Annotated in this window: 23 protein-coding genes; 6 read left to right on the top strand and 17 right to left on the bottom strand. The window is 47.0% G+C overall.

What is annotated here, in order from left to right; genetic code table 11:
* Positions 1–151: 151 nt before the first annotated feature.
* From ABXR35_RS02780 to ABXR35_RS02770, 3 genes are read left to right on the top strand one after another with little or no spacing between them, the layout of a single operon-like run.
* On the top strand, positions 152–304 hold the full coding sequence (locus tag ABXR35_RS02780; protein ID WP_367055120.1) for a hypothetical protein: 153 nt from the start codon (positions 152–154) through the stop codon (positions 302–304).
* On the top strand, positions 276–815 hold the full coding sequence (locus tag ABXR35_RS02775; RefSeq protein WP_367055117.1) for a GNAT family N-acetyltransferase: 540 nt from the start codon (positions 276–278) through the stop codon (positions 813–815). Before ABXR35_RS02780 ends, ABXR35_RS02775 begins: the two co-directional genes overlap by 29 nt.
* Before the next feature lie 36 nt (positions 816–851).
* Positions 852–1814 (top strand): alpha/beta hydrolase, encoded by a 963-nt coding sequence (locus ABXR35_RS02770; RefSeq protein WP_367055114.1) that lies wholly within the window; start codon positions 852–854, stop codon positions 1812–1814.
* Between the two features lie 122 nt (positions 1815–1936).
* Here ABXR35_RS02770 and ABXR35_RS02765 read toward each other — a convergent pair whose 3' ends face one another.
* The 10 genes from ABXR35_RS02765 to ABXR35_RS02720 all read right to left on the bottom strand — a co-directional run bounded on the left by ABXR35_RS02765 (position 1937) and on the right by ABXR35_RS02720 (position 7212).
* The gene (locus ABXR35_RS02765) at positions 1937–2569 is read right to left on the bottom strand and encodes a LysE family translocator (protein WP_367055111.1); all 633 of its coding nucleotides are present in this window, start codon (positions 2567–2569) and stop codon (positions 1937–1939) included.
* 104 nt (positions 2570–2673) lie between these two features.
* Positions 2674–2937: a tautomerase family protein gene (locus ABXR35_RS02760; protein WP_367061115.1), complete on the bottom strand. Its 264-nt coding sequence runs from the start codon at positions 2935–2937 to the stop codon at positions 2674–2676.
* Positions 2938–2987: 50 nt separating this feature from the next.
* Positions 2988–3440, bottom strand: coding sequence for a GNAT family N-acetyltransferase (locus ABXR35_RS02755; RefSeq protein ID WP_367055108.1), 453 nt, complete (start codon positions 3438–3440; stop codon positions 2988–2990).
* Between the two features lie 16 nt (positions 3441–3456).
* Positions 3457–3744, bottom strand: a complete 288-nt coding sequence (locus tag ABXR35_RS02750; RefSeq protein WP_367055105.1) for an antibiotic biosynthesis monooxygenase family protein — start codon at positions 3742–3744, stop codon at positions 3457–3459.
* Between the two features lie 206 nt (positions 3745–3950).
* Positions 3951–4688 carry a Bax inhibitor-1/YccA family protein gene (locus tag ABXR35_RS02745; RefSeq protein WP_367055102.1) on the bottom strand — a complete coding sequence of 246 codons (738 nt, stop codon included), beginning with the start codon at positions 4686–4688 and terminating at the stop codon, positions 3951–3953.
* A gap of 54 nt (positions 4689–4742) precedes the next feature.
* A complete protein-coding gene (locus ABXR35_RS02740; protein ID WP_367055099.1) occupies positions 4743–5216 on the bottom strand; it encodes a hypothetical protein in 474 nt (157 codons plus the stop codon).
* A 133-nt stretch (positions 5217–5349) separates the two neighbouring features.
* Positions 5350–5874: a peptide-methionine (S)-S-oxide reductase MsrA gene (msrA, locus tag ABXR35_RS02735; protein WP_367061112.1), complete on the bottom strand. Its 525-nt coding sequence runs from the start codon at positions 5872–5874 to the stop codon at positions 5350–5352.
* Between the two features lie 199 nt (positions 5875–6073).
* Positions 6074–6199, bottom strand: coding sequence for a hypothetical protein (locus tag ABXR35_RS02730; protein ID WP_367055096.1), 126 nt, complete (start codon positions 6197–6199; stop codon positions 6074–6076).
* A 213-nt stretch (positions 6200–6412) separates the two neighbouring features.
* On the bottom strand, positions 6413–6892 hold the full coding sequence (locus ABXR35_RS02725) for a GNAT family N-acetyltransferase (protein ID WP_367055093.1): 480 nt from the start codon (positions 6890–6892) through the stop codon (positions 6413–6415).
* A 149-nt stretch (positions 6893–7041) separates the two neighbouring features.
* A complete protein-coding gene (locus ABXR35_RS02720; protein WP_367055090.1) occupies positions 7042–7212 on the bottom strand; it encodes a hypothetical protein in 171 nt (56 codons plus the stop codon).
* A 114-nt stretch (positions 7213–7326) separates the two neighbouring features.
* Between ABXR35_RS02720 and cypC the strand changes: the two genes are divergently transcribed.
* Positions 7327–8619, top strand: a complete 1293-nt coding sequence (gene cypC, locus ABXR35_RS02715; protein ID WP_436669315.1) for a CYP152 family fatty-acid peroxygenase CypC — start codon at positions 7327–7329, stop codon at positions 8617–8619.
* Here cypC and ABXR35_RS02710 read toward each other — a convergent pair.
* A complete protein-coding gene (locus ABXR35_RS02710; protein WP_367055087.1) occupies positions 8601–9056 on the bottom strand; it encodes a GNAT family N-acetyltransferase in 456 nt (151 codons plus the stop codon). The genes cypC and ABXR35_RS02710 overlap by 19 nt on opposite strands.
* A gap of 251 nt (positions 9057–9307) precedes the next feature.
* Between ABXR35_RS02710 and ABXR35_RS02705 the strand changes: the two genes are divergently transcribed.
* Complete coding sequence (locus ABXR35_RS02705; RefSeq protein WP_367055085.1) at positions 9308–9862, top strand: hypothetical protein; 555 nt, start codon at positions 9308–9310, stop codon at positions 9860–9862.
* A 247-nt stretch (positions 9863–10109) separates the two neighbouring features.
* Here the strand turns inward: ABXR35_RS02705 and ABXR35_RS02700 are convergent, their stop codons facing one another.
* Positions 10110–11204 carry a hypothetical protein gene (locus ABXR35_RS02700; protein WP_367055082.1) on the bottom strand — a complete coding sequence of 365 codons (1095 nt, stop codon included), beginning with the start codon at positions 11202–11204 and terminating at the stop codon, positions 10110–10112.
* A gap of 205 nt (positions 11205–11409) precedes the next feature.
* On the opposite strand from ABXR35_RS02700, the gene ABXR35_RS02695 reads away from it, so the two are divergent.
* The gene (locus ABXR35_RS02695; protein WP_367055079.1) at positions 11410–12207 is read left to right on the top strand and encodes a TIGR00266 family protein; all 798 of its coding nucleotides are present in this window, start codon (positions 11410–11412) and stop codon (positions 12205–12207) included.
* A gap of 280 nt (positions 12208–12487) precedes the next feature.
* Here the strand turns inward: ABXR35_RS02695 and ABXR35_RS02690 are convergent, their stop codons facing one another.
* The 5 genes from ABXR35_RS02690 to ABXR35_RS02670 form a co-directional block, all read right to left on the bottom strand.
* Positions 12488–13564: a hypothetical protein gene (locus ABXR35_RS02690; RefSeq protein ID WP_367055076.1), complete on the bottom strand. Its 1077-nt coding sequence runs from the start codon at positions 13562–13564 to the stop codon at positions 12488–12490.
* Between the two features lie 62 nt (positions 13565–13626).
* Complete coding sequence (locus ABXR35_RS02685; RefSeq protein WP_367055073.1) at positions 13627–14715, bottom strand: hypothetical protein; 1089 nt, start codon at positions 14713–14715, stop codon at positions 13627–13629.
* Positions 14712–16547, bottom strand: coding sequence for an HSP90 family protein (locus ABXR35_RS02680; protein WP_367055071.1), 1836 nt, complete (start codon positions 16545–16547; stop codon positions 14712–14714). Before ABXR35_RS02680 ends, ABXR35_RS02685 begins: the two co-directional genes overlap by 4 nt.
* A gap of 79 nt (positions 16548–16626) precedes the next feature.
* Complete coding sequence (locus ABXR35_RS02675) at positions 16627–17106, bottom strand: DUF7716 domain-containing protein (RefSeq protein WP_367055068.1); 480 nt, start codon at positions 17104–17106, stop codon at positions 16627–16629.
* A 63-nt stretch (positions 17107–17169) separates the two neighbouring features.
* Positions 17170–17781, bottom strand: a complete 612-nt coding sequence (locus ABXR35_RS02670) for a hypothetical protein (protein WP_367055065.1) — start codon at positions 17779–17781, stop codon at positions 17170–17172.
* Positions 17782–18201: the final 420 nt, after the last annotated feature.

Here is an 18201-nt window from a genome sequence, read left to right as displayed (position 1 = left end):
CAGACCGCCTCCATCACAAGATTATACCTAATTTAGCAGTCTGTGGATTGTTCGTCAATTTGAATTCTTTTATATCGTATCTTATTACCATTCATGCTATATTTTTATGGTAAACTGGACAAAAGAAATACGAATAAAGGAGGAGTCTATCATGGCGGTAGGTATACGAAAAAGACCTATATTACAAGGCAAAGATGCTGAACGTTTCCTTGAACGCTCCCAAAAAAATGAAGAATTCATGCGCCAACATGCCGCAAAAAAAGCAAAGGAGTATCATGAAAAACTCGCTAACCCTAAGCAGTGATGCCAGAGATTTGATATACAAAACGATATCCATAGACGATTTGCCTGACATCAAAGCATTTACATGTGGCAACTCATCTATGGATTATTTTTTAATTCAAGAGTCATACCCTTCCCATATTGAAAGGGAATCCAGTACAACACTCATTTACTCGCAAAACAAGTTGATCGGTTATTATACGTTGCGCCACACTGCACTTTCCTCTTTGTTGCCAACGCTTACTCCAGATAAGGATATACAGATTCTAGATATTGCAAGATTAGCGATTGCCCAGCCGTTTCAGGGTAAAGGATATGGTACAGAAATAATGAATACGATTTTACATATGGCTGTACAATTTAATGAGCGATATATCGTTCTAGATGCAATCAAGGATGTTGCGCAATGGTACAAAGACCACTTCCGCTTTGAGCATGTGTTTGATCAGGATTTGATCGATGATACGCCGGTTATTACACTACTACTAGATTTATACGATAAAGAGTTGGTAGAGCAATATTATGATGAATAAATCTTATCTTTATTTTTAGCGAAAGGAAGGACAATCATGCAGGAACGGACATTTCGGATGATCGATCCGCAGGGGATTGCGGTGCATGTGTATGAATGGCTGCCGGAAGGCTGGAGCGAGGGGCAGTCGCTGAATGGGGTTGTACAGCTATCGCACGGCATGTCGGAGACAGCGCGGCGGTATGTACGACTGGCGGAGGCGCTGACGGCGCGTGGGTTTGCGGTATATGCAAATGATCATCGTGGGCATGGGCTAACTGCGGCTTCATTGGAGGAACTAGGAGACCCGGGCGAGGACGGCTTTTATTGGATGGCGCAAAATATAAACCAGCTTTCACAGCAGATTACGCAGCAGCATGCAGGCGTGCCTTTATTTTTATTTGGTCACAGTATGGGATCGTTTGTTGTACAAAAGTTAATGTACGAGCATCCGCAGCTATACAGTGGATTCTTGCTATCTGGCTCCAACGGTCCGCGCGGATTGTTGTCTGCTGGAATGCGCATCGCTGCGTTAGAGCAGCGTTGGAAGGGTCCACTCCATCGTAGTATGCTACTGCATGCTCTGGTGTTTGGTCCATACAATCGCGGTCTGCCTAAGCCGAGAGTTACGCGATTCGATTGGCTGTCCCGTGATCCAGATGAGGTATCGCTGTATGTCAATGACCCGTATTGTGCGAAGCCGGTGAGTGTGCGCTTTTATGTGCATTTCTTTGATCTGCTGATGGAGATTCATCGACCGGAGTGCATGAACTGCATTCCGCGGGAGAAACCGGTGTACATTTTTAGCGGAGATCGTGATCCGGTCGGCATTTATGGTAAAGGAGTGCGCAAGCTATATGAGTATTACCGCCGCCTGAAGCTGAACGATGTGGAGCTGAAGCTGTACCCGGGTGGACGACACGAGACGCTTAACGATATTAACCGGGATGAAGTGACTGCCGACCTGATCCACTGGTTGGAGCGTCATACGCCCGCCGTATCTTTTCAGGAAGCTAAATAAACGAAAACAAGCAAAAAGGTGCCAGTCTATAACATGACTGGCACCTCTTTGCTGTTTGCTATTTTATATTCATATTTCATATTATCGTTGATCTTCACACTAGATTAGGAAACCTTCAAGCTTTACAAACTACGCGAGGTACGCAGTAGATTCAACCCAAGCACAACGAAGATGCTGCCGGTAATCTTGTTCATATATCGTGATACTCTACTGGATTGCAGACGACCTGCCATTTTACTCGAAAAGAATACAAGCAGCAGACACCAGCTTAATCCGGTGGTACTGAATGTCAGTCCCAGCAGCAGAAACGGCAATGGTCCCATACTCTGACTCGTATCAACGAATTGCGGAATAAATGCCAGATAAAACAGAGCGACCTTCGGATTCAACACATTGGTCAGCATCCCTTGAAAAAACACATTGCGCATGGGCAAACGCGGCGCCTGCTGCATCTTGGCAGCGGCTTGCTGACGGGTCATGATCGAACGAATGCCTAACCAGATCAGATAGGCGGCACCGAGCCATTTAACCAGATTGAATGCGAGCGCCGATTGCATCAGAATCAGCGACAATCCCAAGCCCGCTAGCAGTGTATGAACGAGCGAGCCAGCGATTATGCCGTAAACTGACATGAACCCTGCTTGACGACCCTGAAAGATACTGCGACTCAAAATATAAATTGTATCGCTGCCCGGTGTAATATTCAGCAAAATACTTGATAACACAAATAACCAGAAATGCTCGACTCCCCACATCTGTCCTATCCCTCCCTATTCTAATGACGCTTATATCATTCTCTTCTCTATCATGCACAGAACCGACTGCATCGGTACAGTCGGCTCTGCTGGCTACAATCTATTTATGTGTCGGGTGATTCATCAGGCTCTTGTTTGGGCGCGTTTAGATCAGAAAACAATTCACCATTTTTGCCGAAGTTGTGCTGCGGAAGATCTTCAAAAAAGATAAAGATTTTCTCTTTGTCCAATTCCAATACGTCAGATACCACATCGGACATCTTCTGTACCAGCTCACGCTTCTGCTCGACCGATCTGCCTTCCAATACTTTAATCGTAATAAATGGCATCTGTGCACGTCCTCTCTGCGAATAAACATAAGATTCAATCCTTGACTGCTCCCCGATCCTTCACATCATCGGCAGCCATAGCTCGTCCATCAAATGGATTTTTCGTAACAAAGACTGCTTTCATCATCAACATACTCTCCAAAACGCTCAATAGCAATATATCCATTTCGCTCATAAAAAGCGAGTGCTTCCGGCTGTGCTGCCCCCGTTTCTAAACGAATACTTCCATGCCCCTGCTCTCCTGCATGTTGCTCCAAGGCTGCCAGCAGCTGCCCAGCGATGCCTTTGCGACGATGATTGGATTGCACATAGAAGCGCTTCAGCTCGGTATAATGATCGTCCAACCTACGAATAGCACCGCAACCAACTGGCGCTCCATCTAGATAAGCAATCACGAATGTAACCTGCTCCATATCGGGATGATCCAGATCAAGCCGATGTACCTGCTCCGCCGGATAACGCCCAAATAGATCGTCGTCCAATTCACCGATCAATTGACGCAGATCTGCATCACGACTGGTGACCTGTTGAATGGTAATCATATGTAATTCCTCCCGATTAAACGACTTCGTAATGATGAACGACTGGGAATGGATCGTAGTAGTGATGCAGCAGCTTTTTCCACTCCTGATAAGGCTGCGAGCCACGGAAGCCTTCTGTATGATCTTCCAACGTTTCCCAGCGCACCAGTAAAATGTACTGATGGTCTACTTCCATACAGCGCTGTAATTCGTGGGAGACATAGCCTTTCATACTGGAAATGATCTGTTCTGCTTGTTTGAAGCTTTGTTCAAAGTCATCGCTCTGACCGGGAATGACGTTGAGAATCGCAACTTCGAGTATCATGGATATCCCTCCTTTTTTTCATAAAATCTACTATACCGAAAGATGCAGCGTGCAACCAGTCTTTTCGTTTCATTTGTATGACAGGTTCGGAAATCAACCCTATATTTGTGCAACGACAAAACGCCGACCATCTGCTGAGATACAGAAGGCGGCGTTGATGTTGGCATTACTTATGGTGCATGTTGCTATGAATGGTGATGATCATATCAGTTACGGTTCGCCGCAAGCTTGGATAGCAGGCGCAGAATCTCGATATACATCCAGATAATCGTTACCATTAAGCCAAATGCGCCATACCATTCCATATACTTTGGTCGACCTTCGTTGGCATATTGCTCGATATTGCTAAAGTCAATTAACAGATTCGCCGTCGCTACGATGACAACAAACAAGCTAATACCGATGCCAATCCAACCAGTATCATGAATATACGGTACGCTCATACCGAAAAAGCTGAGTACAAAATCAACCAAATACGTCAATGCAATCGCCAGCGTGCTAATTCCAATCGCTGCCACCAAACCCGGAGTCACACGAATGATACGGGTTGCGTACAGAAACAACGTTACCATTAGCAGACATAGCGTGATCAGAATCGCATTCATTACAATCCCCGGATAAAAGTACTCCATAATTGCCGACAGTGCGCCCAGCATTAAGCCATTCACAATCACATACAGCGGTGCGGTCACCGGCGAGATTTTCGGAAAGAAGATCGTCGGCAAGGCGATCAAGAGTGAACCGATAGAACCTACTTTTAAAAACATCATCACATCTTCACCCTTATTGAATAAGTACCAAGTAAATATGGCAGATGCGACTAATAAAACCGTAAGTACAAGCGCTTTGCCCGCCGCTCCTGCGAGTGTCATCGACTGATCGTAATTCCGATCCGATGGACGATTGAATCCATTTCCGTATAACACTGGATTGCGTAAAGCCATGCTCCTCATCCTTTTCTTTGTGAGATTAATGATTCCTTATTCTATTCTCTTGCTTCAATGGATACCGATTTCTGTTAACTGCCCTGTACCTAACTTCATAAATAACACTTCCAATGCTTCTGATGGAAAAGGATGCTCGTAAATCCATATGCTAATTTGCAATTGGCTGTCTCCAACTGCCTCGATCTCCCATAAAAACCAAGCTCTATGTTCAAGTTCAAACCAGTACAGCCACCCTTCCAATGACCATTCGTCATGTTCGTCTATAGCAGAGGAAAAAGAATCCGTAACATAGGTCGGCAACATAGAAATCCACTCATCTACATTATGCCATTGTGCTTGGCTCGTTTCGTTGATTACCTGCATTATCTGCTTGGCGTTGCTTATAACAGTGTCGGGACATTCATCATGACAATCTGCCAGATAATGAACCATGATTCCTTTGTGCGTTTGAGGCGCAGTAAAGGATGATATGATCCGTTGTCTCTCAATGTCCAGTTCTGCTCGGATCGATTCTAGAGGTGTCATAGCGAACGCTCCAAATCATATGTATTGTGTTTCACTGGAAACAGCCCTCCTGCTCAATAGTGAATCATCCAGGCAGCATATATTCCGCCTGGATGATTGATCATACCTTTTCATAATAGAGCATAGGGAGAGATCAGGATTCCTGCCAATGCTCAGCGATAAATTCATCGCGACCTGACTTTTCGCGATCTTCTTTGTAGTGCTTTTTGTTCTTTTTATGATAATCCTGATGATACTCTTCTGCTGGATAAAAGACCTCTGCTGGCAAAATCTCCGTAACAATCGGCTTGCCATCAAAGCGTCCGCTGGCTGCTACTTCCGCCTTACTTTGTAGCGCCTGCTCCTGCTGCTGCTCGTTGTGGTAGAAGATGGCTGTACGGTACTGCGTACCTCTATCGTGGAATTGTCCACCATCATCAGTTGGATCGATCTGCGGCCAGTATAGCTCCAATAGACGCTCGTACGGGAACAGCTCAGGATCGAACGTAATCTCCACTACTTCATAGTGCCCGGTATTACCGGTTTTCACCTGCTCATAGGTTGGATTTTTTACATGTCCAGCGGTATAGCCGGAGACGATGCCGTGAATGCCGGGCTGTTCCTCGAATGGAGTTACCATACACCAGAAGCAGCCGCCTGCGAAGGTTGCTTTTTGCAATTGTGCCATAGTCATGTATCCTTTCAACGGTAAAATAAAGTACATTGCACTTGTGATAGTGCGCTGGCATAAATGTCGTTCGAAACGATGGTATCTTGTCTATTATAACTGGAATGCAGGCATAAACAAAAGCTGCAATGTGAAGCACGAGGCTTCCGCATTGCAGCGAGCGAGTTGATCGTATAGTAGATTGTAAGGATTATTGTTCTTCTCTAGGGACATAGACGATAAAGCCGCTGTCTTCACAGTACACGTCACCAAATTGATAAACGCCGTTACGATGGACAAACAGCCATTCGAACACTTTTTGAATGGTTTGCAGCATGAGGGTCCCTCCCTTGAATGAGTGAATAGACCTTACGGTTTAAACAAATTTTAAGGGGCAAGGTACATGGTGTCAATCGCTAAGTTTGTAAAATAATATAGCAATTATCAATACCATGTAAAACGCACATCGAATGTTTCTATCGAGGCAGTATAGGCTGCTATCCAAATGACGATCTAGCTTGCCGCCAAAGGCATTCGCCGCATGAACATACTAGGGCTGAAGCTGCTTTTCATAGATGATAACATCCAGTTGTGCATGGGTGGTTGTCGAACGAACATAGTGAAAATGATGCTTTTTCCAAAAGGCATGCGCCGGTTCATTATCCACAACAACTGCCAGTCGCAGCATGCCGATCCCACGATTGCGCAGCTGCTGCTCAAACGCTTCCAATGCCTGTCCACCCAAACCACCTCGCTGCCGTGACGAATCAATCATAAACAAACCAAGCCAAGAGCAATCGTCATAGGGATTGAGCGGCAAAAACTCTACAATTCCAATGATATGAGTCTCCTGTATCATCACATAACGCTCGGCGCCGAGCTGTGAAGCCTCTGCTACCTCCTGCTCCACTTCCGCTCGTTCCAGCTGTTCCTTGCCTTTGGTGATCTGATTATAAAAAGGATTGGAATTAATAATCCGCAGCTCGTCATCCAGACTACTTGGTCCGCTATAGTGAAACAGAATCGCCATGTTCATTCCCCCTCCTGGCTATTGTGTTCTAGTACTCTCATTCTCATATGATGTCCAGCATGAACATCCATCAGAAAAGATGCAGAAGCTGCACAGTGAAGCTGAGTGTGTAACAAATCGGTTACGTCTATGTATATTCCCTTATATCTCTACAGATGATCATGATTCATCGAGCCTTGCTTATCCATAATATATAGATCCAATGCCTTTTTAGCTCGGATCGCCACCTGAATAAATAATACGATACACCAGATCAAGAGCGCGCTTGGTATGAGAACGATAAACAAGGTGATGAACAGATTAAACATTTCGAAATGCAATGTGATGTTCCTCCTTTTCTTCAAATGCTGTCAAAACTGTTATGTCTGCTGCCATTAGAGGTAATGAATTCCAGTATGGCTTTATCAGTATATCATATAAGCAAAGGGGACTTGATGATGACACCATTGAATATGCCAAAGGACAAAACAATCGAAGGCGGCATTGATCTGCTGAAGGAAGGATATGAATTTGCGCTTCATCGCAGACAGGAGCTACAGAGTAATGTGTTCCAGACACGCCTGCTTGGGCAGACGGCAATCTGTCTCGGTGGACGCGAGGGAGCAGAATTATTTTACAATAACGATCTGTTCCAGCGCGGTGGGGCGATTCCAAAACGAATCCAGAAATCGCTATTTGGTGAAAAGGGCGTACAGACGCTGGACGGCAAAGCGCATCTGCATCGTAAACAGCTGTTCATGTCGCTCATGACACCAGAACGACTTGGCGACATCGTTGGTATCGTCAAACGTCAGTGGCAAGCGGCGGCACTCCGTTGGGAAAGCACCGTTCAGTTGGAGTTGTTCGATGAAGCGCAGCAGGTGATGTGCCGCGCTGCCTGTCAGTGGGCAGGTGTACCGTTGCGCGAGCAGGATGTGAAGTTGATCTCTGATGAACTGGGACAGATGGTCGACTCATTCGGTGGGCTGGGCAGCCGCTATCAGGAAGGCAAGCAAGCACGCCGTCACACCGAGCAATGGGTAGGCGAATTGATCGGACTGATTCGCGACGGTCGTGTGGATGTACCGCAGGACACAGCAGCATATGCGATGTCTTGGCACCGCGATACAGAGGGTCAGCTGCTAGACGTGCAAACCGCAGCCGTTGAACTGATCAATATTATTCGCCCCATTGTGGCGATTGGACGGTATGTCGTATTTAGCGCGTTGGCTTTGCATGATTATCCAGAAGCACGTGAGCGCCTGATTGCTTCGTTTGAAACGGAAGAGGATCGCACGTATAGCCAGTGGTTTGTACAAGAGGTGCGCCGTTTTTATCCGTTTACGCCGATTCTTGGTGCACAGGTGAAACAGGATTTTGAATGGAACGGCTATTCGTTTCCACAGGGAACGATGGTAATTCTGGATGTGTACGGTACGACGCATGATCCGCAGCTGTGGAAGGAGCCAAATCAATTTAATCCTGCCCGCTTTGCAGATTGGGACGGCAGCCCCTTTGATCTGATTCCGCAAGGTGGCGGAGATCATCGCAATGATCATCGCTGTGCAGGCGAATGGCTGACGATTGACGTGATGCGGGTAAGTCTGGAATTTTTGGCAACACAAATCACGTATGAAGTGCCTGAGCAGGATTTGTCCATCGATCTGTCGCGGATGCCAGCCATTCCGGCAAGTCGCTTTATTATGAGTCATGCCCGATTACAGCCGCATCACAGCAACATCGTATAATTCCACTGCTCGGTATCCTCTGTATGCTGGAAACCGAGCGATTCGTAAAACATTCCGGCAGCTTCATCCGGCGTATATAGCACTAGCATCCGATAATGCTGCTTTGCGTGCTCTATGATAGGCGACAGCAGCGCACCGCCAATGCCATATCGGCGAAACTGCGGGTGCACATACATGCGCCGTACTCTGCCCACTCCATCATGCCCAGCATGTGGATCACGGTTCAATCCACAGATGCCGATCAATCGGTCCTTAGCGTAAGCTCCGTATAACACTTCACCCGGCAGTGAAAAGGTATTGCTGCCGGATACATAATCATCGTGCAAGCGCCGGATATGACGATAGCCCTCCTGCTCACTGGATGCAACCAGCTCGGATAATATGGAATGGGGCAATTCTGGAATGGATTGAATGGTATATGGTCTGTCTATATTCATTGTGATGAATAACCTCCCTTATCGGAATGAATGATCAGTTGAACGCATGAGTATGACTCCTTTTCAAGAAGAACTGCTTGCCTTCAAGAAGACCTGCCTGTCGTTTTATAACCACTATAGGTCAAAGCAGACGGCAAGCTCATCAGCATATTACACGCTAAGCCGCTATACAGCAGTGATTCCAAAACAGTACAATAGAAATGTGCATCACGAGACGATAGGAAGCTTCATCTCGAAAGGAGAATGCAATCATGGCTCCATCCCATCAACAGGTTCCTTACGGTTATGAACCACCGCCGAGTCATATGCGCGGCACATTGATTTATTATGATGATTTTAACGATAGTACTGATGCCGAATTGGAGCAGGCGGTTGTGATCGCCGAGCATATGCGCTTTGCCAAGCTGGTGCTGTATCCGCTACATGAGCAAACCGTTCGTCGCATGTCCAACGAACAAGTGGCTCCTTTTTACAAACGGGAGCAGCGATTGCAGGAATGGAAGCTAGACAGCGGACACAAGTCGGTCATTATTGAAGGATGGGATGGCAAACGCAAAAAATATACACCGATTGAAGCCGCCCTTCGCACATTGATCGATCATTATTCATCGCCCTATTTCCTGCTTATGACGCCGGAGATGGCAAATCGGTTTGCATCGTTTTCCACATTTGAAGAGTGGATTACCAAAATCAGTCTAGTGCTAACCCACCAACCGGATCATTTGCATCCACGCATGGACAAATTTCGCAGTCGCTGGCGGGTTGCTGGTGAAGAACGCAGCCAAACTGACAAGCAGCCGAAATAAGTCGTGGATAGGCACAGAATAGTCATAACGGGGAAAGCCATCCTTTTCAACACGATCTAATCTATACCATAACGTCCAGTACCTGCATTTGCTAACGGGGGCTGGACGTTTTTTTGTATATCCTACGCTTGCTTTCTGTACAGACTGTGCTTGTTTGACGTACATACTGCGCGTGGTTGCTTGAAGCTGCGCTCTTTGTAATAGAGGCAGATGCATCTCCTCGCCATCTCAACCTGACTACCGCTCCTTATCGTCTATGCTTCTTTCGCAGCCCTGAAGCCAGTAAATCAGCATTCACCTCATATTGCACAGCCAGCTCCATCCGCTGTCGTAGCGTCTCATACTGATCAGTGTAAAAAGACCCTAGCGCCGAATGCGCAGCCAATAATCCATATAATGAATCATCCTCATGCACTGTGCTCCAACCATACAATAACCGATACAGCTCTGTCAGGGAATCGGCATTGCGATTGAGCCAGCGGATCGGCTGATGACGGTAGTCCAGCTTGAGATTCAGCATTCGATATAATGCGCCTGTCTGATGACGCAAAGTAACCTCATTCTGCTCCTCTGACAATGCTTGTTTCAGATCGCCAATCAATTCCGTTAACGATATACCCACATGCCCTAACGCTAGATACATCCATACACAGGTTCCCGTACCAGTATTATCCGCTTCCCAGACCGGATTCCATAAAATGCGACGCAGCCTCTCTTGTTGTGATGAGCCGTACATGGCAATACCTAGAATCAACCCAGCATTGCAGTCTATGGATGCAGTCTGCTCACCCCATTGCTCCAATGCCTTTGCACCGCCTGGCATGCCAAGCTTACAGCTAAGTGCTGGTAAAAATTCATCAAATAGCGACTGCCCCCATATATTCTCCAAGGCGGCTCGCATACGAACAGCGTAAGGCTCCGGCAAATCCAGATGCGGCAATGGTAAATGCAGAAGTCCAAGACACGACGCCTTTTGCTGCTGCCAATCTGCCTGTTCATCCAGCGCGTAATGCACCAATCGATCCAGCGCTTCATCCACACCTAGATAACCGATCACATGTAGCAGATCCGCAGGCATCGACTCCTTTAACATTCCATTATGAAAGATATGCTGATACAATACCCTGCCCAACTCTGTATCGCCTAGTCGCATGATAGGCTCTAAGCAGGCATGCGCCTGTGGATGGATGTGTCGTTGTGCTGACCAGAAATGGTACATCGCCCGCGCATCCTGATCATCGCCGTACTCTATCACAGCATTCATCATCGAAGCCAGTTCAATATCATGTTCACTTTCTCCCGCTGCGATTCGTTGTATCCAGTGCTGCGTCAATTCAAGCATGATTTCCCTCCTCCTGTTCTATGTTACCCTCTTACTTATGATATATCATTCCCAGCCCGTATGCGCCTCCAGTCACCTGCTCTTCTAATGACGGTATGCTAAAATAGATATATCATTTGCTCTATAACCTGCAACGCCAGATCGTCATCCTGCGTATAACTGTGCATAACTGCTTTACATTCCAAACATAACGGGAGGCACTACGATGGCAGCACATGAGATTGATTATGAAATTTTAGGTGAAGAAATGCAGTGTGTAGAAATTGAGCTTGATCCAGGGGAAAGTGTAATCGCCGAAGCGGGCAGCTTTATGATGATGGATCAGGAGATTCAGATGGAAACAATCTTCGGTGATGGCAGCAACGGACAAGGAAATAACGGATTGCTTGGTAAGCTGATGGGCGCAGGCAAACGCGTGCTAACGGGTGAAAGTCTGTTTATGACCGTGTTTACGCATGCTGGTCGCGCACCGAAGCAGCGTGTAACCTTTGCCGCTCCGTATCCGGGTAAAATCATTCCACTTGATCTGGTGCAATACGGCGGCAAAGTAATTTGTCAAAAAGACTCCTTCCTCTGCGCAGCTAAGGGAGTATCGATCGGTATTGAATTTCAGCGTCGTCTTGGTGCAGGATTCTTCGGCGGTGAAGGCTTTATTATGCAAAAGCTAGAAGGCGATGGCAAAGCTTTTGTTCATTCTGGTGGTCATGTAGTGGAGAAGACGCTGCATCCCGGCGAGGTACTTCGTCTGGATACGGGCTGTCTGGTCGCTATGACAGCAGGCATTGATTATAATATCGAAATGGTGCGCGGTGTCAAATCGGCACTATTTGGCGGTGAAGGACTATTCTTCGCTACCCTGCGCGGTCCCGGTAAGGTATGGGTACAATCCCTGCCATTTAACCGGATGGCAGACCGCATTCTTGCTGCTAGCAAAGGCAGCGGACGCACACGCGAGGAAGGCAGTATTCTAGGCGGGCTGGGGAATTTTCTAGACGGTAGATAAGTAAGTACTCCGTCTAGGTAAGTTGCAAGTTCCAGCTAGGATATTCCACTGTACTCTCCTCTGGATGACGTTCATGTTGAGATCAAGCATAGGTATTGGTTGTTGATGAATAGGAGTACTATATGCAGGTGTACAGGGAATCAGCTCCAACGATATTGCTCTGCTGATTTTAGATATGTACAGGAAGAAAAGCCATCCGCATCCGTTCGGACTTCTTATCGCAAAGAAGTTCCAAACGGATTACGGATGGCTTTTTGTTCCTAATAGGAGATGGATATATTCAGACAGTCGGGTTCATCAGACTACCGGTATACGTAACATAGTAATCGTTACCGTTACGACGATCCAGACGACGAGCCACATCCAGCGCCAATTCGCTGTAATGCTGTGCCAGTTTAGCGACATCTGTTGCATGCTCAGGGTTTGGATACGAAGCAGGCAGTTTTACATTAAATTGCGTCTCTTCCTGCTGTAGACGATTGAACAGTCCAGCAGCGTAGCTGTAGAACAGCATGCGATCCAGTGGCGCTTCGTGTACATCCGTCCAAGCCGCATGATGCTCGAACAATTCCAATGCTTTAAACGGATCAGTAATGGTCAAATAGCCAATATGCTCCCCGATACTACGCAAGAAATCGGTGTTGTCCTTGATCAGCTTATAATCCTTTTTCTGATTGCGATCTGCTTCGGCTTTTTGACCCTGACGGTACAGCGGCAGCAGCAGCTTAGGCAGCGTCAAGTGAGGAATCTCGGCACAGTGCATCTTGCCTTTGACAATCGGCTCTGCCAGCTTCAATACATTCTCGTCATCACCTTGGCGTACCCAATACTCTACAAATTCATTTTGTTCACAGGCTTCGCAATCGCTCATCGCATCGCGCTCGATCTGGTGCACCTGCTTCAAATACTCCCCTGCTTTGTCCAGCTCGCCGCATTGCATTGCCAGTGTAAAGCGATAGTAATAATACGCATGATCGTTATAGCCATACTCTTGATACCGGCGTCTCATATCCTCCAGCAACTCATTCACCTGTGCCAATTCAATCTCTGGAAAACAGGTCAGATTATCGACGATCCATTTGTACGACCACAGCAGTGTGAATTCATCATATTCATCCGGGTTCTTGTCAAACTGACCTAACTGCCATGAAAAGGCAACCAGTGCCGTCCGCGGATGACCGCTAAACGTTGCCGTCTCCACTATCTCCTCACGGATTCCATAGCCCGCATCTATATCGTTAACCTGATCTGCCAGACGTGCTGCTTCTTCCAGCAATTGCAGCTTGGCGCGTCCATTCGGCAATCCGTACGCTTCCATCATCAGATCATCATAACTACGTTCTGTATCCATACTCATTATGATTCCTCCTAGTATGCTCAATATCATATTCCATGCTCATGTATGTTGATTAGACTAGCTTATCCATGTATAGGCTGGGGATTGGACAATTGACTTACTACCCCGCTGTAATACGGCGTACCATTACGCTGATCAAATTGCTCCGCCAGTTCCAGTGCCATTTCCTGCAAATGACGAGATAGCGACTGCACATCCGTACGATCTTCTACATATGGATACGATTCCGGCAAGCGTAGCTGGAATTGTACGTCTTCTTGCGCCAGTACCCGAAACAATCCGGCTGCATACGCATGAAAATACATACGATCTAGCAGGCTATCACAATCCAGCGACCACTCGGCATACTGCTCATACAGCTCCAAACCGTGGAATGGATCGGCATATGTCAGATAAGCGATATGCTCCCCAATGCTACGCAGGAAGTCACGATTATCGCAGATCATGGAATAATTTTTGCGCTGATAGCGGACGGCTTCCTTGTTGCGTCCCAGTCGGTACAAGGGCAATAGAACGACTGCCATCGTGAGATGAGGAACTTCCGCGCAGCTCAGCTTTCCTTTTAAGATATCATCGGCTGCTTCCAGTGATTCCTCATCACGTCCACTGGCAACTAGATAATCTACGATCTCATTACGTTCACAAGCGCTACAATCGCTAATGTCCTCGCGCTCCATCTGTTGAACCTTCTCATAATATTCATCCGCAAGTTCAAATTCGCCAGTATGAATATAGAAGGTGAATAGATTGCCATAATAGGTGCGCTCCGTGTACCCTGCACGTACAAATCGATCCCGCATATCCTGCATCAATTCCATCAATTGCTGACGGCTAATCTGCGGAAAATGCAACGAATTAGAAACGATCCATTTGTACGACCATAACAAGTTGCGCTCCCAGTATGCAGAAGGATCACGATCAAATTGACCTAATTGCCATGAGAAATGCGTAATCGCCTTGAGCGCATAGCCGTTAAAGACCGCTGTCTCCACCAGCTCTGTACGGATCGTGTAGGCGCCCTTAATATCGCCGAGACGGTCGGCAATACGAACTGCCTGTTCTAGCAGCTCGATCTTGGCGCGTCCGTCCGGCAACTCACATGCTTGCTCGTATAATTCCATACATTCGCGATCAGTAAAATATTCACTCATTGCGATTCACCGCCCTGCGATCCTCCTGCTGACAGGCCCAGCTCAATAAACCGCAAAATGCCTTGATTTAGCACTGCAAGCTCCTGCCGATTCATTGGATAATGCCCCATCATTAGTGCATTCACGTACAGCATCTCTACTGCTACAACCATCATCGCCTGATTGCCGGGCATGAAGATTTTGCTGACGACTGGATTGTCCAAATTCAGATACAGCGTTGAATACGCAGACTGCTCCATCGAGGAACCGAGACTGCCCAAAATGGAAGACAAAGTGTCGGTACTTACTTCTTTTGCCGCTTCTAAAGAACGCAGCTCGGACGACTCCTTGGAGAGCGTAAACAGAGCCGGTAATTCGGACGGTTTGAAACGTTTCAATTGAATCTGACAGCGGAACCGTTGCAGCGCGGTATCCGCCGTACGGGTCAGTTCGTAATATTGTCTACGTTCATCTGGTGTTAGATCGGTAAATGACAGAGACACGTCCTCTGGCAGCAATCGACCGGTGCTCACACGATCATTGACCAGTGGCAGTGCTGCCATCAGCTCAGAATCGTAAATATATCCGCCATTAATAACCAGCAGAGCTTGGGCAGCAGCCACATGGGTAATCTGACGGTATTCGTCTAGCGTTAAGGTGAAATACAGCTGATCATGCTCCTTGAGCATCTCGCCCAATGTACGGCGTCCGTAGGTCGTTTCAAACGGCAGCCAGCGATGAATAATCCGGTAAAATTGCTCGTCTTCTGTTGCCAATGCCTTCATCGACAACACATGCAGCTGAATAATATGCTGTAACCGATCAGGATCGTAATCCGCCATACGCATCAATTCGCTGCGGATCGAATCGCCTAGCTCGCCGCGTACCTTTTCCAGCTTCTCATCTTCATAAAAATGTTCACGTGATGCCGTCGGTTGCAGCTCATCCGTCCAGATCAGACATTTGACGAAGAACGCCCAGTCTGGCAAAATATTTTCCGCTTTATCGGATACCAGCATTGATTTCAAATACACCTGATGGGAGCGCTTGGCATTCAAGTTCACCGCATGTGGTAGCACAAACGCAATACCTCCGGTACGTCCAGACGATGTGCGCAGTGGGATAAAGTCCTTAAACCGCTCGCCCATCAGACGCTCGCCAAATGCTAACACTTCCTCACGTTGACCACGTGCCAGCTCCGGCTCATGCAGCCATGCTGGACGATTGTCATTGATAATGCGAGACTGTGTTCCATCTTGTAACGTGATCGGATAAGGCAGCAGCGCGCCGTAATAATACAGACCTTCTGCTAAATAGTCCGGTTCAAAATACATCTCGCTGCCCGGTTTACAGCGCAAATAGACCTTCGTTCCCGGTGACAGATCGCTGTCCAGCTTGCGGATGCTATACGTACCATCCGGCTGACCGCGCCATTCCAGCGTCGGTCCACCTTTTGCCGAACGCGTAACCATAACGATCTCGTTACTGACCATAAAGCAGGACAATAGACCGATACCAAAGCGTCCGATAAACGAGGTTTCGCCAGTAAACGCCGCTTCGCCGCGCTTGGACGATTGACCGATCTGTGCCAAAAATTCATGAATATCGTCTTCGCTCAGACCGATACCGTTATCCTCAATGATCAGCGTGCGATCAACGGATTCGCCAGTTAATTCGATATGAATCTGACCTTGATGCTCAGGCTCAATCTGATTGCGAGCGGTAACCGCATCGACGGCGTTTTGCATTACTTCGCGTAGAAAGACGCGTGGGTTGCTGTACAGGTGATTGGACAAAATGTTAATCATGCCGCTCAGATTGACCTGAAAACGGTATGTATCTTTGTTGGTCATAGGGTGTCATCCTTTCGATGGGTGTGCAGTGTTCGGTGAAGGTGCTGGAATTGTATTATTTGATGAATGCAATAACTTGTTAGTTTGGATTGCTTTGGTTGTCGGAGACTTGTTGTAATGCGCTGTGTAAACGCAGTTGAGCTTCGACTTGGTCATAATCTAGGAATGCGTCGTACTCGTGGTAATACTTTAGGGCAATTACGATCATGGGCAGAGTGACAGGTTGCTCGGCTTGGTGCAGAACGTCGATCACATCTTCGAACGTTGCCAGCTCGAACCACGTTTGCAGGTGCTTATCCAGCAAGTCGTTCGGGATGATATCGCCATTGGGCAGTTCGGTAGCTTGGTTTTCATCCAACTGGTCATAGAGCCAGTCTTCGTTAAAATAGTACACCGGCGTATGAAGTGGATCTTGATTCCATTGATCCACATTGGTGTGGAGCCATTGGTTATGCAATTGCCCGCAAATAGCAACCAATTCTTCTAATGTATGGAATAGAAGACGGTCGACGTGACGGCGACGGTTGTAGTCATTTAGCCGATCTTCGTAGCGACTCATGAAATGCACTCCTTTGACTGTTGCTATAGTGTTGGAAGAGCGCAAACACTACAACCAAACTTATTAGGCATTTTGCATGCGCGTGAGTAGGCGGATTAAGCCTTCGCGGTTTTTGGCTTCTTTCATATAACGAGGCAGCCGATAGGATGCGGTGCGCGGGTAGCCATAGTGCGGGCGTTCGCGCAGATCGGCGGCGATGTATTGTAGCAGATAGTTCAGGTGATCACGGTTCAGCGCCCATACGGAATGACCACGATAGGAATCTTTGAAATATAGCTCCAGTCCAAATAAAGGCTCTCGCCCTTCTGTAATGCGGGGCATCATCCAGACGCCGCTTTCACGCTTTTGCACCTGTACCACGTTATCGCTTTGACAATGCGGGCATGGAACATGTACATACTTTTGTGTAAATTGGCGTTCGTCTGTCAACTCCTCGTTGAACCAGCGCTCGCAGTAGTTGCAGTTGGCGGCAACACGATACTGGTACGTAGTGACCGGTTCTGCTCGGTACAGACACTGCTGACATTGCATACGAGTGACACAATGCTCCTTGTTACTGCGAATCTCCGCTGGACCGCTACATTTGGGACAGCGTACAAGAATACTGCCTCCATGTACAAGTATATTGTAAACGCTATAAGGCTCGAACAAAGGATCGACAAATCGTTTCATCATCTATTCCTCCTTTGTAATGATAATATGGGTCAGGCTATATTCATGCTGCTGTAATTGATCCTATGTAACCTTTATTGCAAATGAACCATACTTAATTTATACAGCCAAACCTTACTATTAAGTATATCGTTCCTGTATGCAAAGAACAACAATCCCCCCTGATGGAGCACGGATACCGACAATGGAAGAAACCAACAATTCCCCTACTGGAGCATGTAATTAACATTCATTTTAAGATATGAGATTTTTTACATGTTTATTTGGTTGCCAGGTCGGTTTATATCTAATTATCACTTCCCACTTACAACTAACAACTTGCAACCAATGAGTCTGCTTCAGCGGTTGTTTTATCGCTTTACCACTCCGGTCTTTATCCACCGTCCAGTGTTTGCTTATGCCTCACTTTAGATACAACTATCC

It is taken from the genome of Paenibacillus sp. JQZ6Y-1, assembly GCF_040719145.1.
GTDB classification, from domain to species: Bacteria; Bacillota; Bacilli; order Paenibacillales; family Paenibacillaceae; genus Saccharibacillus; species Saccharibacillus kandeliae.
This window is presented reverse-complemented; position numbering and strand designations above follow the sequence as displayed.

Excerpts from the sequence above, each read along its gene's own strand:
- ABXR35_RS02780 (WP_367055120.1), top strand. The coding sequence starts at position 152 with ATGGCGGTAGGTATACGAAAAAGACCTATATTACAAGGCAAAGATGCT.
- ABXR35_RS02765 (WP_367055111.1), bottom strand. The coding sequence starts at position 2,569 with ATGTGGGGAGTCGAGCATTTCTGGTTATTTGTGTTATCAAGTATTTTG.
- ABXR35_RS02680 (WP_367055071.1), bottom strand. The coding sequence starts at position 16,547 with ATGACCAACAAAGATACATACCGTTTTCAGGTCAATCTGAGCGGCATG.
- ABXR35_RS02755 (WP_367055108.1), bottom strand. The coding sequence starts at position 3,440 with ATGATTACCATTCAACAGGTCACCAGTCGTGATGCAGATCTGCGTCAA.
- cypC (WP_436669315.1), top strand. The coding sequence starts at position 7,327 with ATGATGACACCATTGAATATGCCAAAGGACAAAACAATCGAAGGCGGC.
- ABXR35_RS02690 (WP_367055076.1), bottom strand. The coding sequence starts at position 13,564 with ATGAGTATGGATACAGAACGTAGTTATGATGATCTGATGATGGAAGCG.
- ABXR35_RS02740 (WP_367055099.1), bottom strand. The coding sequence starts at position 5,216 with ATGACACCTCTAGAATCGATCCGAGCAGAACTGGACATTGAGAGACAA.
- ABXR35_RS02725 (WP_367055093.1), bottom strand. The coding sequence starts at position 6,892 with ATGGCGATTCTGTTTCACTATAGCGGACCAAGTAGTCTGGATGACGAG.
- ABXR35_RS02695 (WP_367055079.1), top strand. The coding sequence starts at position 11,410 with ATGGCAGCACATGAGATTGATTATGAAATTTTAGGTGAAGAAATGCAG.
- ABXR35_RS02710 (WP_367055087.1), bottom strand. The coding sequence starts at position 9,056 with ATGAATATAGACAGACCATATACCATTCAATCCATTCCAGAATTGCCC.
- ABXR35_RS02750 (WP_367055105.1), bottom strand. The coding sequence starts at position 3,744 with ATGATACTCGAAGTTGCGATTCTCAACGTCATTCCCGGTCAGAGCGAT.
- ABXR35_RS02705 (WP_367055085.1), top strand. The coding sequence starts at position 9,308 with ATGGCTCCATCCCATCAACAGGTTCCTTACGGTTATGAACCACCGCCG.
- ABXR35_RS02675 (WP_367055068.1), bottom strand. The coding sequence starts at position 17,106 with ATGAGTCGCTACGAAGATCGGCTAAATGACTACAACCGTCGCCGTCAC.
- ABXR35_RS02700 (WP_367055082.1), bottom strand. The coding sequence starts at position 11,204 with ATGCTTGAATTGACGCAGCACTGGATACAACGAATCGCAGCGGGAGAA.
- ABXR35_RS02770 (WP_367055114.1), top strand. The coding sequence starts at position 852 with ATGCAGGAACGGACATTTCGGATGATCGATCCGCAGGGGATTGCGGTG.
- ABXR35_RS02730 (WP_367055096.1), bottom strand. The coding sequence starts at position 6,199 with ATGCTGCAAACCATTCAAAAAGTGTTCGAATGGCTGTTTGTCCATCGT.
- ABXR35_RS02670 (WP_367055065.1), bottom strand. The coding sequence starts at position 17,781 with ATGATGAAACGATTTGTCGATCCTTTGTTCGAGCCTTATAGCGTTTAC.
- ABXR35_RS02685 (WP_367055073.1), bottom strand. The coding sequence starts at position 14,715 with ATGAGTGAATATTTTACTGATCGCGAATGTATGGAATTATACGAGCAA.
- ABXR35_RS02745 (WP_367055102.1), bottom strand. The coding sequence starts at position 4,688 with ATGGCTTTACGCAATCCAGTGTTATACGGAAATGGATTCAATCGTCCA.
- ABXR35_RS02775 (WP_367055117.1), top strand. The coding sequence starts at position 276 with ATGAAAAACTCGCTAACCCTAAGCAGTGATGCCAGAGATTTGATATAC.